This window comes from Streptococcus pantholopis (assembly GCF_001642085.1).
Classification (GTDB): Bacteria; Bacillota; Bacilli; order Lactobacillales; family Streptococcaceae; genus Streptococcus; species Streptococcus pantholopis.
Genome location: NZ_CP014699.1, coordinates 1,885,647 through 1,899,514, shown reverse-complemented (window position 1 = coordinate 1,899,514; position 13,868 = coordinate 1,885,647). Strand labels below are relative to the sequence as shown.

The window sequence follows — 13,868 nt, the reverse complement described above, 5'->3', positions numbered from 1 at the left end:
AAATATGACTGCACAAAAGATGACTGCACAGGAAATTATCGCATTTATTGGGAATGCCAAGAAGCACACACGGGTCAAAGTAACCTTTGAAGGTGAATTAGCTGCTGCTGTGCCGGACAATGTTCTTAAGTTAGGCAATGTCCTTTTTGGAGATTGGCAGGATATTGTTCCGTTGTTAGAAAATTTGACTGAAAATCAGGATTACGTGGTTGAGCAGGACGGGCGAAACACGGCTGTTCCGCTTTTAGACACACGTCACATTAATGCCCGCATTGAGCCGGGAGCTATTATTCGTGATCAGGTTACGATTGAAGATAATGCTGTTATTATGATGGGTGCTGTCATCAATATTGGTGCTGAAATCGGTTCTGGTAGTATGATTGATATGGGTGCAGTTCTTGGAGGCCGTGCTTATGTTGGGAAAAACAGCCATATCGGTGCCGGTGCTGTCCTTGCCGGAGTGATTGAGCCTGCCAGTGCCGAGCCTGTCCGTGTTGGTGACAACGTTCTTGTGGGGGCTAATGCGGTTGTGCTTGAAGGGGTTCAAGTCGGCAGCGGGTCGGTAGTTGCTGCTGGCGCTATTGTCACTGAGGATGTACCGGAAAATGCGGTTGTGGCCGGTGTACCGGCACGTGTTATCAAAAAAATTGATAAGCAAACCCAGCAAAAAACGGCCTTGGAGGATGCTTTGCGCAGCCTTTAAATTTCGCTGTCTTTACTTAGTTAAGCTAAAAAGCTGTCAGAACAGGGGAAATCAGGCTGATAATCTTGATTTTACCGGAGGATTGTAAAAAATGATTGATTTAAAAGCGACACGGCGTGCCCTTCATCAAATACCAGAGATTGGCCTGCAGGAATTTAAAACCCATGATTTTTTGCTCAAAACGATTAAGGATTTAACAGCCTCTAAGGATTTTGTGCATATCAAAACATGGCAGACAGGGATTCTGGTATTTCTGGAAGGCTATCAGCCGGGCAAAATAATCGGCTGGCGGACAGATATTGATGGTCTGCCGATTGTTGAGGAGACCGGCCTTGAATTTAAATCACTTCATACCGACCGGATGCATGCCTGCGGTCATGATATGCATATGACAATAGCTCTGGGATTGTTAGATGATTTGGTGCAGGCTCAGCCAAAGCACCATCTGCTTTTTCTTTTTCAGCCTGCAGAAGAGAATGCGGCCGGAGGGATGCTGATGTATAGAGACGGCGCATTTGGTGACTGGCTGCCGGATGAATTTTACGGCCTGCATGTGCGCCCTGATCTGAAGGTCGGAGATATAGCTACTAACCGCAGTACCTTATTTGCCGGTACTTGTGAGGTGAAAATCACTTTTACCGGTCAGAGCGGTCATGCAGCTTTTCCGCATACGGCTAACGATGCCTTGGTTGCAGCAAGTTATTTTATCACTCAGGTTCAATCGGTAGTCAGCCGCAGTGTTAATCCGATTGAAGGGGCAGTAGTAACTTTTGGGTCTATGCATGCCGGGACAACTAATAATGTTATCGCCGGAACAGCCTCCTTGCACGGAACAATTCGAGCTTTAACTCAAGAAATGAGTTTACATGTTCAAAAGCGGGTTCGTGATATAGCAGAAGGGATTGCTTCCTCGTTTGGCCTTAAACTAGATTTGGAGCTTAATCCCTCAGGTTATCTGCCAGTAGAAAATGACCCTGAATTGGCTGACCGGCTGATGGCCTATTTCTCTGCTCAGGAAGGGGTCAACCTGATTGACTGTGCCCCTGCTATGACTGGTGAGGATTTTGGCTACCTTTTGAATAAAGTGCCCGGTGTCATGTTTTGGCTGGGGGTTGATACGCCCTATCCGTTGCACCATCCTAAAATGAGTCCAAAAGAAGAGGCCTTGTCTTTTGCCGTTCAAACAATTGCTCCTTTTTTAAGAAGCAAGACAAATTAAAGAGCGCTCTAAAGGGAAATAAAAGGAAGTCTTAGAGCTATAGAGCTGTCTTTCTAAAAATTGACACTCCGCTCTTTATACGAAAAAATCCCTGACAGACTATTGCTGTCAGGGATTTTTCAAAGATAAAAGGGAAGAGCGTAAGCATGTCTGCTTACGCCCAGGAGATTTATGAAAAAGGAAATAACTAGGGTAAGGTTATTCCCTTCCCGGCAGCTTTTTCAAGCCGCCGTTTTAGGATAACTATATATTATCAGGGAAAGCTTAAAGAAACCTTAAAATAAACTGTTAGATTATATTTTTTTAAAATCAAACAGACTTTATGTTATGATATTATCATGAACAAAAAAGAAATCAGACAGCATCTCATCAAGAGTTTGAAAACTCAGGGTCAAAAAGAAAAAGCAGGGCTTGATAAGCTGCTGCTGGAAGAGGTCATAAAATCAAGAGCTTACCAAGACAGTCAAGTTATCGCGACTTATATGGCTCTAGCTTTTGAATACAACACCCAGCTCCTGATAGAGAGAGCTGTCAAAGATGGCAAAAAAATTCTTATCCCTCGGACTCAGCCGCAGGGAGAAATGGTATTTGCTCCTTATCATCCCGATTATCTGGTGAAAAGTCAATTTGGTATTCTGGAGCCGGATGGCAGACAGAAGGCAGTTGCTTCCTCAGAGATTGATTTGATACATGTCCCCGGGCTGGCCTTTAACCCGAAAGGTTTTCGCATTGGTTTCGGCAAGGGCTACTATGACCGTTATTTGGGGAATTTTAAGGGCAGGACATTCAGTACGATATATGCCCGGCAAAGGATTGAATTTCAGGAAGATGCGCATGATATTGCAGTAATGGAGGTTTTTTCTCAATGAAAGAAGAATTTAAAAGAAATCCGGTTACCTTATTTTTATTGTCACTGACAAGTTTGCTGTTTCTACTGATGCAGCTGCTGTATTTTGGGCAGGCAACTTCAGTACAGGCGGTGATAACCTTTGGCGGTTTGTACGGTGAAATTCTGAAAATTTTTCCGAATCAGGCTTGGCGCTTGATCACACCGATTTTTGTCCATATAGGCTGGGAGCATTTTATCTTTAATGCCCTGTCCCTCTATTTTATCGGCAGGATAGCTGAACAGATTTGGGGTTCGGGCCGTTTCTTGCTGCTCTACATATTAGCGGGTCTTTCCGGCAATATTTTTGTTTTCTTTTTTGAGCCCTCAGTAGTTGAAGCGGGAGCCTCGACTTCTTTATTTGGTTTGTTTGCAGCAGTTGCCATCATTGGTTATTTTGGCTCTAACCCGATGCTGCGGCAGCTGGGGCGTTCTTATGTTGTATTGATAGTGCTGAATCTGGTTTTTAATCTAGTCACCCCGGGTATTAGCTTATCAGGCCATCTGGGTGGTTTGATCGGCGGTGCTTTGTGTGCTGTTTTTCTGCCAACTCTTTATGAGGCCAATACTTTCAGCAGAACCCAGCGCCTGTCAGCTCTTTTAGTTTATCTGGCTTTGATGGCCACTATGCTTTTTGCTGCCTTTTCTTAGGGAGATGAATCTTATAAAAAAGCCTCTTTGGAGATCAGACAATCGTTCTGATTCCCAAAGAGGCTTTTTATAAAGATTAAGTCTGATCCGACAGGCTTTGTCCTAAACTGATAATATAGCGTTTCAAATCATCTTTAACTTGAGGGTGCTGCAAAGCATAATCAATAGAGGTTTTCATAAAGCCAAATTTATCTCCGACATCATAACGGCTGCCGGTGAACTCACGAGCAAAAACACGCTGAGTTTTGTTAAGTGTATCGATAGCATCAGTCAGCTGAACTTCATTTCCGGCACCTGGCTCCTGATTTTCCAGAATAGCAAAAATTTCAGGCGTCAGCAGATAGCGGCCAATAATAGCTAAGTCACTTGGTGCTTCTTCCGGCAGGGGTTTCTCAACAAAAGTATCTACGCTGTACAGACCGTTGACCCCTTCGCCTTGAGGGGCGATAACGCCGTAGGCAGCTGTTTCTTCATGAGGGACCTGCATGACAGCAATTGTAGAGGCATGGGTTGCTTCGTAGTCGTCTATCAGCTGTTTGGTCAAAGGGACAGCCTGACTGCCGGTGATATCCACCAAATCATCGCCCAGCATGACCACAAACGGTTCATTGCCGACAAAAGCCTTAGCCTGCAGAACAGCATCGCCCAGTCCGCGTGGATGACTCTGGCGGATGAAGTGAAGGCGGATACCAGTTGTTTCATCGACCAATTTTAATAAATCATTTTTTCCTTTTTCTTTGAGGTTGTATTCTAATTCAAAATTGGAATCAAAGTGGTCTTCGATAGAACGCTTTGACTTACCGGTAACAACTAAAATGTCCTCAATACCTGATTTCAAGGCTTCTTCAACAATAAACTGAATAGTCGGCTTATCCACAATTGGCAGCATCTCCTTGGCGAGAGCTTTGGTGGCAGGTAAGAAACGTGTTCCGAGACCAGCTGCAGGTATCACTGCTTTTCTGACTTTTTTCATAAAAAACTCCTTTAAACTGCTAGGCTTATTATACCATATTTCTCATTTTTTCAGTAGCTGTCTGATGATTTAGTGCCATTCATTCTCTGACCGAAATTCATTGGACATCATGCCGAGAATGCTTTCTTTAACATCGGCCCCTTCGTAAATAGCCTTGTAGATAGCTGTTGTAATAGGCATATAAACCCCGAGCTCTTGGGAGATTTCATAAGCGACCTTAGTGGTTGAGATTCCTTCAATAACCATTCCCATATTGCGTTCAATATCTTCCAATTTTTCTCCGCGTCCCAGTGCATCTCCTGCCCGCCAGTTGCGGGAATGAACAGAAGTTCCGGTAACAATCAGGTCGCCCACTCCGGAAAGACCGCTGTAAGTCAGAGGATCCGCGCCCAGTTTGACACCAAGTCTGGTAATTTCTGCTAAACCGCGAGTAATGACAGCTGCCTTAGCATTGTCTCCATAACCGAGACCGTGCAGGGCTCCTGCTCCGACAGCAATAATATTTTTCAGTGCCCCTGCTGTTTCAACTCCGATAACATCAGTATTGGTATAAAGCCGGAAATAACTGTTGCTGAAAAGTTTTTGCACATATTTAGCGGCTTCTAAATCTTTTGAAGCAGCAGTGATTAAGGTGATATCCCGCACAATGGTTTCTTCTGCATGGCTGGGGCCGGAAACTACAACAATGTCACTGCGAAGGTCGGACGGAATTTCTTCTTCTAAAATAACGGACAAGCGCTCATGAGTTCCGGGCTCCAGACCTTTAGATGCATGCATCATGATAACCTTGTGTTCTAAACATTCAGCCACTTGTTTAGCAACCAGCCGAGTAACCTTTGTTGGGACTACAAAAAGAACAGCATCTGCATCACGGAGGGCTTCTTCTAAATCAAGAGTTGCTTTAATTTTGTCATCCAATACGATATCTTTAAAGTACAGCGTATTTTTATGCTGACTGTTTAACTCTTCAATCTGTTCCGGCAGGTTTCCCCAGAGGCAAACCTCATGGCCATTGTCATTAAGGACCTGCGCCAGGGCTGTCCCCCACGAACCGGGACCTAAAACGGCAATTTTCTGTTTAGACATCACTACACTCCTTATATTAAGATACAAAGCCCGTTAAGAACGCAAAAGGAAAATAGGCGGTAAGTCCGAAATCTCTGATTTCGCAGACGCACCCCTGCCAGAACGACTAGAAGGGTGCGGTCGGCCGTAGGACGACAAAGCCTTCAGACGTTTACGGCTACCTAACTGTGAAATCAATTCTATATTTGATCATGCTTTTTCCCGCAGCGTTTAGGGCGTGTTCAATTCACAAGATACAAAGCCCGTTAAGAACGCAAAAGGAAAATAGGCGGTAAGTCCGAAATCTCTGATTTCGCAGACGAACCCCTGCCAGAACGACTAGAAGGGTGCGATCGGCCGTAGGACGACAAAGCCTTCAGACGTTTACGGCTGCCTAACTTGAAATCAGTTCTATATTTGACCATGCTTTTTTCCCGCAGCGTTTAGGGCGTGTTCAATTTCCCAGAAAACCTAAGTCTGTATCAATATAGTTGGATACAAAGGTGTCTGATAGCGTTTTTATTAATAATTCCTAAACAGACAGCTTTCCATTAACTTAGGTTTAGGCTAATAATACCCATGTTTATTTCATTATAACATAGCCTGTGCTTTTGTATGAGATTTTACTGGAAATAAAAAGATATCTGTTTAAGCTGTCAGTGTAAAAGTGTCTAAATTAGGGGCTGATGCTGTTATACGACAAAGCAGCAGTTCCTGACCTGGACCCGCTTATTCTCGCTTCCAATTTTTAGGTCTTAACTATTGCCAACTGTTCCTAATTTTGTTATTCTATAAATGTCTTCAGGGCAGGGTGCAATTCCCGACCGGCGGTGACTTTTCGTTTACTGTTCCAGCTTGATGGCCTGCAGAGTAGTTCTGCAGAGCTGATGCTTAAAAATAAGCAGCAGGAATATGAAGCGAGAAGAAGTCCGCGAGCGCAAGCTGATGCGGTGCAATTCCGCAACCGACAGTAAAGTCTGGATGGGAGAAGACGAAGGGCTTTTTGTTTTGTCTGCGGCAAAATAATACTCTTTGGGACTTCTTCCAATTGTTAAAAATTGGAGGAATTTTTTATGACTAAAACACGGCAAATGGCTTATATTGCCATTCTTTCAGCTCTTTCATTTCTGCTGATGTATATCCAGTTTCCCTTGATTCCGTCGGCTGGTTTTTTGCAGGTTGATTTTTCGATATTGCCTGTTCTGCTCGGTCTGGTCATTTTTGATTTAAGCAGTGCTTATGCGATTTTAATCATCAGGACGCTTCTTAAACTCTTGCTAAATAATGGCGGCGTTTCAACCTTAATCGGTCTGCCCATGAATTTTGTGGCTCTCGGCCTCTTCGTGTTGGCTCTGGCTCTGCTTTGGAATAAAAAGCGGACGGTTAAAAACTATATTGTAGGGTCAGTCGTAGGAACACTCGGCTTGACTGGAGCAATGTTTATTCTCAATTACATTTACGCTGTACCACTTTATGCCAGATTTGCTCATTTTGATATTGACGCGCTTTTAGGTTTAGGGAATTATCTGTTTGCGATGGTCATCCCATTTAACCTACTTGAGGGTCTCATTTTTGCTGTGACCTTTTTGCTTTTATATACGTGCTTAGAGCCTGTTTTAAAGAAACTATAGCCCTTTATGGTATAATAACAGTTATGAAAAATAAACAGACTTATTTGATGCTGGCTTCCTTTGCTTTGCTCCTTTTTATGGCTTTGGGCTATTTGGTCAGATTTTACCCTGAGACTCTGGCAGAGCTTGACGCCGCAGTTCAGACGGGCTTGCGAGGGCATTTGCCGCATTTTCTGACGGCTTACTTTAAAACGGTGACTGTCGTTGGCAATGCTTCCATTCTTATTGCAGGAACAGTCTTATGTGCTCTTTTCTTTGCTTGGGTTAAAAAATGGCGGGCTGAAGCCTGCTTCTTGGCAGGCAATTTGCTGCTGATACTTATTTCCTCAACAGCTTTTAAGTATTTATATCAGCGTCCTCGGCCAAACATGCTCTATCTGATTGAGAAACCCATCGGTCCGTCCTTTCCCAGCTGGCATGCTGCCTCGACTTGCCTTATTTTTGGGGCATTGATGATTATTGCAGCACAAAGGCTGAAGAAAACTTGGCTGAAATATGCCTTAGAGCTCTTGTTAGCCCTGCTGCTGATCAGTGTCGGCCTATCTCGTATCTATTTGGGGGTTCACTATCCTTCAGATATTGTGGGCGGCTGGCTGCTTGCGGCAGCTCTGCTTGCCTTTCTTTATCCTTTTTATGAACAGAGACGCTTCATCTGGCGCTTTCAAAGTAAGCAAAGATAAGGATTGGCAGCTGGAAATTTTCAGTCTCTAACAGCAGTCCTATTACAAGGGGACTGATTCAATGATGATTTCAGCCCAAACCAAAAATTGGAGAGTAAGGACAAATCGGTGACGATTTTCCCTCACTCTCCTTTTTTCAGTAGAAGTGCTATAATAAAAATATGAACAAACGCTATCATACATTAAATGCATATTACCGTCGGCTATTTGGTGAAAAAATTTTCAAAGTTCCTATTGATGCCGGCTTTGACTGCCCCAACCGCGACGGAACGGTAGCACATGGGGGCTGTACTTTCTGTACAGTATCGGGATCTGGAGATGCTATCGTGGCACCTGATGCGCCAATCCGTGAACAGTTCTACCGAGAGGTGGATTTTATGCACCGTAAATGGCCGGAGGTCAGAAAATATTTGGTCTATTTTCAAAATTTTACGAATACTCATGACACTCTTGATGTTATTCGCGAGCGCTATGAACAGGCCATCAATGAACCGGGTGTGATTGGCATCAACATCGGAACCAGACCAGACTGCCTGCCGGACGAGACGATTGCCTATTTGGCAGAATTATCAGATCGGATGCATGTGACGGTTGAACTCGGTTTACAGACGACTTATGAAGAAACTTCCCGCCTGATTAACCGGGCTCATTCCTACGATTTGTATGTCGAAACAGTTAAACGGCTTCGCCGCTACCCCAAGATTGAAATTGTATCGCACCTGATTAACGGTCTGCCGGGTGAAACAGCAGAAATGATGGTGGAGAATGTCAGGCGCTGTGTGACGGATAATGACATTCAGGGCATCAAACTCCATCTGCTGCATTTGATGACCAATACACGTATGCAGCGCGATTATCATGAAGGGCGCCTGAAGCTTCTCAGCCAAGATGATTATGTCAAAATTATCTGCGATCAGCTGGAAATCATTCCTAAACACATTGTGATTCACCGCCTTACCGGGGATGCTCCTCGGCATATGCTGATTGGTCCGATGTGGAGCCTGAATAAATGGGAAGTCCTCAACAGCATAGATCAGGAAATGGAAGCCAGAGGTTCTTATCAAGGCTGTCGCTTATGAGCATGCTGCAATTGAGAGCCCGCAAGAAGGCGAAGAGCTTTCAGGGATTAAATAAAAAGGAGCTTTTATGATTAAAAAACCGCTTGATTTGTCTCATGAATTTTTGGCGGAAGTACTGGATGCGAACAGTACTGCTCTTGATGCGACGATGGGAAACGGGCACGACACGATCTTTTTAGCCCGTTTAGCTAAGGATGTTTATGCCTTTGATATCCAGGAAGAAGCGGTTATGCAGACGAAAAAACGGCTGCAGGAGGCAGGACTGACAAATGTTCAGCTTATTTTAGACGGGCATGAGCATCTTGACCGTTACCTTGACTCCATCAATGCTGCCATCTTTAATCTGGGCTACCTACCCAAAACGGACAAATCGATTACGACAAAACCGGCAACAACCCTGCAAGCTCTGCAGAAAGCTTTGGACTGTCTGCAGATCGGCGGGCGGGTGGCTTTGATGGTTTATCATGGGCACAGAGGCGGTGCTGAAGAAAAAGACGCTGTTTTGACTTTTGTAAAAAGCTTGCCGCAAACTCAATATTCAACTATGCTTTACCAGCCTTTAAACCAAATCAATACCCCGCCTTTTTTAATCATGATTGAAAAGTTAAAATAAGATATAAAAAGCAGGGCTGCTCCCTACTTTCACATGGATTTGATCCGTATCAATTCCCAATATGCAAAATCTGTTTTAATAAAAAGCGACAGTTTTTAAGTAATCTGCACCCATTAGGTTTTATGTTTAACTTTTGAGGTGCGGATTAAAGGCTGCCGCTTTTTATTTGATTTCCGGTTTGATAAAAAAACGCTGCTTATCAATGGGCAGAATGCTGACAGGATTTTCATAAAAATTTTCCAGTACATGAGGAGCAATGACGTCTTCTTTTTTACCCTGGGCAATGATTTCACCCCTGCGCAGCAGAAGGATATGCTCCATACTTTTAGTAATTTCTTCGGCATGGTGCGTAACAAAAATCAGAGTCGGTGCCTTTGGCAGCTTTGCAATACTTTCAATCTGTGATAAAAGTTTTTCCCGGGCAAAGAGATCCAGACCGCTGGTCGCCTCATCTAAAATGATGATTTCCGGTTCTTCCATCAGACTGCGGGCAATGAGCAGGAGCTGCTTTTCGCCTTGTGAGAGACTAGCATAAGGCCGTCCCAGCAAATGCCTGCCGCCGAGCATCGTCAGCATTTCTCTTGCTTCACCGAGCTCTTTTTCGCCGTAGGCTTTATAGAGGATACTGGATTTATATTTACCGGTCAAAACAATTTTTTCTGCCAGCATCTGCTTTGGCAGCCGTTCAGCGATAAAAGAACCGACAGTACCGATTTTTTTACGGATTTCAGCTATGTCCCCCTGTCCAAAGGACAGCCCTAAAATTTCCATTTCCCCTTCTGAAGGAAAATATTCGGCCATGAGGAGTTTGAGCAATGTCGTTTTTCCAGAACCGTTCAGCCCCAAAACTGCCCAAGTCTGCCCTCTTTCTACTGTCCAGTTAAGATTCTTTAAAAGTGTTTGATTCTGTCTGATAAGGCTGACATTTTTCAGAGAAATAACCGCCATCCTTCCCCCCTTAAACAAGATACAAAGCCCGTAAAAAACGCAAAAGGAAAATAGGAGACTGACCGATGAATCCAAAAAGATTCGAGGTCAGGCTATCTTTTTCCCGCAGCGTTTAGGGCGTGTTCAATTAACAAGATACAAAGCCCGTAAAAAAGGCAAAAGGAAAATAGGCGGTAAGTCCGAAATCTCTGATTTCGCAGACGCCCCCCTGCCAGAACGACTAGAAGGGTGCGGTCGGCCGTAGGACGACAAAGCCTTCAGACGTTTACGGCTGCCTAACTGTGAAATCAGTTCTATATTTGACCATGCTTTTTCCCGCAGCGTTTAGCCCGTGTTCAATTTAGTCTTTTTCATTATAGCATATCTAAAAGGGTATAGCCAAGCAGGAGTTGGTAAGGATCTGCCCTTATAGGTAAAGCAGATCTGCCCCAAGGCTGGTTGAGGTTTTAAGTCCAATAGACGGCAGACGAAAAGGCAAAGATGTTTTTTTGATGACAGCAGGATTAAAAATAGCCAGCTTATCGTCAATCTTTAGGAAATGTGCTATAATGGGAATACTATCACTTTTTAGGAGAAATAACCAATGGAAGACCCCGGCAGTCAGCCCTTACTTTTTCAATTTATTTTACTACTGATTTTGACGCTTTTAAATGCCTTTTTCTCAGCCAGTGAAATGGCCTTGGTCTCGCTCAACCGTTCGCGAGTAGAGCAAAAAGCAGAAGAAGGCGATAAAAATTATAGCCGCTTGCTGTCAGTCCTTGACAAGCCTAATAACTTTTTATCAACCATTCAGGTTGGTATTACTTTTATCGGCCTGCTTTCTGGGGCCAGTTTAGCTGATTCTTTGGGAACACAGGTTGCCGTTTGGTTTGGAAATTCAGCAACGGCCAAAACGGCAGGAAGTCTCATTGCGCTTATTTTTTTAACCTATGTGTCCATCGTCTTGGGAGAACTTTACCCTAAGCGTATCGCAATGAATCTTAAGGACAGATTGGCTATTATTTCAGCGCCTGTCATTATTGTGCTCGGCAAGCTTGTCAGCCCTTTTGTCTGGCTTTTATCAGCTTCGACCAATGTATTGAGCCGGATTACTCCTATGACTTTCGATGATGCTGATGAAAAAATGACACGGGATGAAATTGAGTATATGCTGTCAAACAGCGAGGAAACACTTGATGCAGAAGAGATTGAAATGCTGCAGGGAGTGTTTTCACTGGATGAAATGATGGCGCGCGAGGTGATGGTTCCTCGGACAGATGCCTTCATGATTGACATTAACAATGATACTAGAGAAAATATTGAAGAGATTTTAAAGAAAAACTTCTCCCGTATACCTGTCTATGATGATGACCGCGATAAGGTTATCGGTGTTCTTCATACTAAACGGATTTTAGATGTGGGATTTCGCGATGGCTTTGCCAATATTGTCCTGCGCAAGCTTCTGCAGGATCCGCTTTTTGTTCCCGAAACAATCTTTATTGATGATTTGCTGAGACAGCTCCGCAATACTCAAAATCAAATGGCTATCTTGCTGGATGAATACGGTGGGGTTGCTGGTTTGGTCACTCTCGAGGATTTATTGGAGGAAATCGTCGGTGAAATCGATGATGAAACGGACAAGGTTGAGCAGTTCGTCCACGCTATCGGGGATAATACCTATATTGTTCAGGGGACGATGACTTTAAACGACTTTAATGAACACTTTGATGTTGAACTGGAAAGCGATGATGTTGACACGATAGCCGGCTACTATCTGACCGGTGTCGGCACGATTCCCAGTCAGGAAGAAAAGGAAAGCTTTGAAGTGGACAGTAAGGAGAAACATCTGCATATTATCAATGATAAGGTTAAAGACGGTCGCATTACAAAGCTGAAGGTGCTCATCTCTGATATAGAACAGTATCTTGAAGAAGACTAAGCAAATCTTAGTCTTTTTATGTTGAAAAATGATATAATAGCATTAGGTAAACGATTGCAAAGGAGGGACATCATGACAGAGATTGATTACGGTCAAGTTACAGGAATGGTTCATTCGACTGAAAGTTTCGGATCTGTAGACGGTCCCGGAATTCGTTTTGTCATTTTTATGCAGGGCTGCAAACTGCGCTGTCAATACTGCCATAACCCGGATACGTGGGCCATGGAAACTAATATGTCCCAGGAAAGGACGGTAGATGATGTTTTAAATGAAGCCCTGCGCTATCGCCATTTTTGGGGGAAAAACGGTGGTATTACGGTCTCAGGCGGTGAAGCCATGCTGCAGATAGATTTTATTACGGCTCTTTTCATCAAGGCAAAAGAACTAGGTATTCACTGTACTTTAGATACCTGTGGTTTTGCCTATCGGCCTACTCCTGAATACCATAAAATTGTAGACAAGCTTTTGGCGGTAACCGATTTAGTGCTTTTGGATATCAAGGAAATCAATCCAGAGCAGCACCTTTTTGTCACCCGCCAGCCTAATAAAAATATCCTGCTTTTTGCTCAATATCTTTCAGATAAGGGGATTCCTGTCTGGATTCGCCATGTTCTGGTACCTGGTCTGACAGATATTGATGAACACTTAATTGAGCTGGGAGAGTTTGTGGCAACACTAAAAAATGTCGATAAGTTTGAGATTTTGCCCTATCATACTCTGGGAGAATTTAAGTGGCATGAACTGGGTATTCCTTACACGCTTGAAGGGGTTAAGCCGCCGACTAAGGAACGGGTGCAGAACGCTAAAAAGCTGATGCATACAGAAAACTATAAGGATTATATGACGCGCGTGCATGGCTGATAGAGTGTATCAGCCGCTCTTACTGCTACAGTAAGAGCGGCTTTCTTTGTTTCTTGAAAACTACTGCTGTCTTATTAGTTTTAAAGTACAAAAAACCATCAGCTCTGAAAAAGCTGATGGCTGTAATATCAAAGGAAAGGACGGGATTTGAACCCGCGTGTGAACAAAGTCCACTTGCCGGATTTCGAGTCCGGTGCCGTACCAAGCTGGGCCACCTTTCCAAAATAAAAGAGCTGCGCTCTAGGTAAAAAGGGTTAAAAATAATCGCAGCAATAAAAAAATGCGGAAAAAGGGATTTGAACCCTCACGCCCTTAAGGGCACATGCGCCTGAAGCATGCGTGTCTGCCGTTCCACCATTTCCGCATTAACAGAGACTATTATAACCTAATTTGAAAAAAAATCAAGTGTTTTAGCTGACAGAAATGTATGAAATTTTTCTAAAGGCTCCGGAATCCTGTAAAATCAAGCTATTCCCGTTTTTGAAAAATTGCAGGTCTTTCCCTCTATAGGTAAACCCTATATTGGATTTTCTCCTTTTAATCTTTTTGAGAAGGAGAAGATTCTTCGTCCGTTTTCTTATTTTTGCCGTGAACTTTTCGCTGTCTCTATATCTTGTGAAATTGAACAGACCTTAAAATCC

Annotated in this window: 13 protein-coding genes, 2 tRNA genes and 1 riboswitch; of the genes, 10 read left to right on the top strand and 5 right to left on the bottom strand. The window is 43.6% G+C overall.

From position 1 onward, the window contains the following. Positions 1 to 4: 4 nt before the first annotated feature. From dapD to A0O21_RS08775, 4 genes are all read left to right on the top strand, one after another. Entirely contained in the window at positions 5 to 703 is a 699-nt protein-coding gene (gene dapD, locus A0O21_RS08790; RefSeq protein ID WP_067064364.1) for a 2,3,4,5-tetrahydropyridine-2,6-dicarboxylate N-acetyltransferase, read from the top strand. 91 nt (positions 704 to 794) lie between these two features. After that, positions 795 to 1,922 carry an N-acetyldiaminopimelate deacetylase gene (locus tag A0O21_RS08785; RefSeq protein ID WP_067064362.1) on the top strand — a complete coding sequence of 376 codons (1,128 nt, stop codon included), beginning with the start codon at positions 795 to 797 and terminating at the stop codon, positions 1,920 to 1,922. Between the two features lie 338 nt (positions 1,923 to 2,260). After that, complete coding sequence (locus tag A0O21_RS08780; protein ID WP_067064361.1) at positions 2,261 to 2,791, top strand: 5-formyltetrahydrofolate cyclo-ligase; 531 nt, start codon at positions 2,261 to 2,263, stop codon at positions 2,789 to 2,791. After that, on the top strand, positions 2,788 to 3,459 hold the full coding sequence (locus A0O21_RS08775) for a rhomboid family intramembrane serine protease (RefSeq protein ID WP_067064359.1): 672 nt from the start codon (positions 2,788 to 2,790) through the stop codon (positions 3,457 to 3,459). The genes A0O21_RS08780 and A0O21_RS08775 overlap by 4 nt, the downstream gene beginning before the upstream one ends. A 76-nt stretch (positions 3,460 to 3,535) precedes the next feature. Here A0O21_RS08775 and galU read toward each other — a convergent pair whose 3' ends face one another. Next, positions 3,536 to 4,432 (bottom strand): UTP--glucose-1-phosphate uridylyltransferase GalU, encoded by an 897-nt coding sequence (gene galU / locus A0O21_RS08770; protein ID WP_067064357.1) that lies wholly within the window; start codon positions 4,430 to 4,432, stop codon positions 3,536 to 3,538. A 69-nt stretch (positions 4,433 to 4,501) separates the two neighbouring features. Then, positions 4,502 to 5,518: an NAD(P)H-dependent glycerol-3-phosphate dehydrogenase gene (locus tag A0O21_RS08765; RefSeq protein WP_067064355.1), complete on the bottom strand. Its 1,017-nt coding sequence runs from the start codon at positions 5,516 to 5,518 to the stop codon at positions 4,502 to 4,504. A 772-nt stretch (positions 5,519 to 6,290) separates the two neighbouring features. Continuing rightward, positions 6,291 to 6,494, top strand: a riboswitch (FMN riboswitch). Between the two features lie 76 nt (positions 6,495 to 6,570). Between A0O21_RS08765 and A0O21_RS08760 the strand changes: the two genes are divergently transcribed. From A0O21_RS08760 to mnmM, 4 genes are all read left to right on the top strand, one after another. Then, positions 6,571 to 7,128 carry an ECF transporter S component gene (locus tag A0O21_RS08760; RefSeq protein ID WP_067064353.1) on the top strand — a complete coding sequence of 186 codons (558 nt, stop codon included), beginning with the start codon at positions 6,571 to 6,573 and terminating at the stop codon, positions 7,126 to 7,128. 23 nt (positions 7,129 to 7,151) lie between these two features. Next, a complete protein-coding gene (locus A0O21_RS08755) occupies positions 7,152 to 7,808 on the top strand; it encodes a phosphatase PAP2 family protein (protein ID WP_067064351.1) in 657 nt (218 codons plus the stop codon). 161 nt (positions 7,809 to 7,969) lie between these two features. Continuing rightward, positions 7,970 to 8,887 (top strand): tRNA modification radical SAM protein MnmL/YtqA, encoded by a 918-nt coding sequence (mnmL, locus tag A0O21_RS08750; protein WP_067064349.1) that lies wholly within the window; start codon positions 7,970 to 7,972, stop codon positions 8,885 to 8,887. A gap of 67 nt (positions 8,888 to 8,954) precedes the next feature. Further along, on the top strand, positions 8,955 to 9,500 hold the full coding sequence (mnmM, locus tag A0O21_RS08745) for a tRNA 5-(aminomethyl)-2-thiouridylate-methyltransferase MnmM (RefSeq protein ID WP_067064346.1): 546 nt from the start codon (positions 8,955 to 8,957) through the stop codon (positions 9,498 to 9,500). A gap of 162 nt (positions 9,501 to 9,662) precedes the next feature. Here the strand turns inward: mnmM and A0O21_RS08740 are convergent, their stop codons facing one another. Beyond that, a complete protein-coding gene (locus tag A0O21_RS08740) occupies positions 9,663 to 10,448 on the bottom strand; it encodes an ABC transporter ATP-binding protein (protein WP_067064345.1) in 786 nt (261 codons plus the stop codon). Positions 10,449 to 11,031: 583 nt separating this feature from the next. Between A0O21_RS08740 and A0O21_RS08735 the strand changes: the two genes are divergently transcribed. Next, positions 11,032 to 12,366, top strand: a complete 1,335-nt coding sequence (locus A0O21_RS08735) for a hemolysin family protein (protein WP_067064343.1) — start codon at positions 11,032 to 11,034, stop codon at positions 12,364 to 12,366. A gap of 69 nt (positions 12,367 to 12,435) precedes the next feature. Then, entirely contained in the window at positions 12,436 to 13,227 is a 792-nt protein-coding gene (pflA, locus tag A0O21_RS08730; protein ID WP_173644644.1) for a pyruvate formate-lyase-activating protein, read from the top strand. A gap of 132 nt (positions 13,228 to 13,359) precedes the next feature. Here the strand turns inward: pflA and A0O21_RS08725 are convergent. Beyond that, a tRNA-Ser gene (locus tag A0O21_RS08725) sits at positions 13,360 to 13,448 on the bottom strand. A 60-nt stretch (positions 13,449 to 13,508) separates the two neighbouring features. Beyond that, positions 13,509 to 13,591: transfer RNA gene (locus A0O21_RS08720), tRNA-Leu, on the bottom strand. Positions 13,592 to 13,868 lie beyond the last annotated feature (277 nt).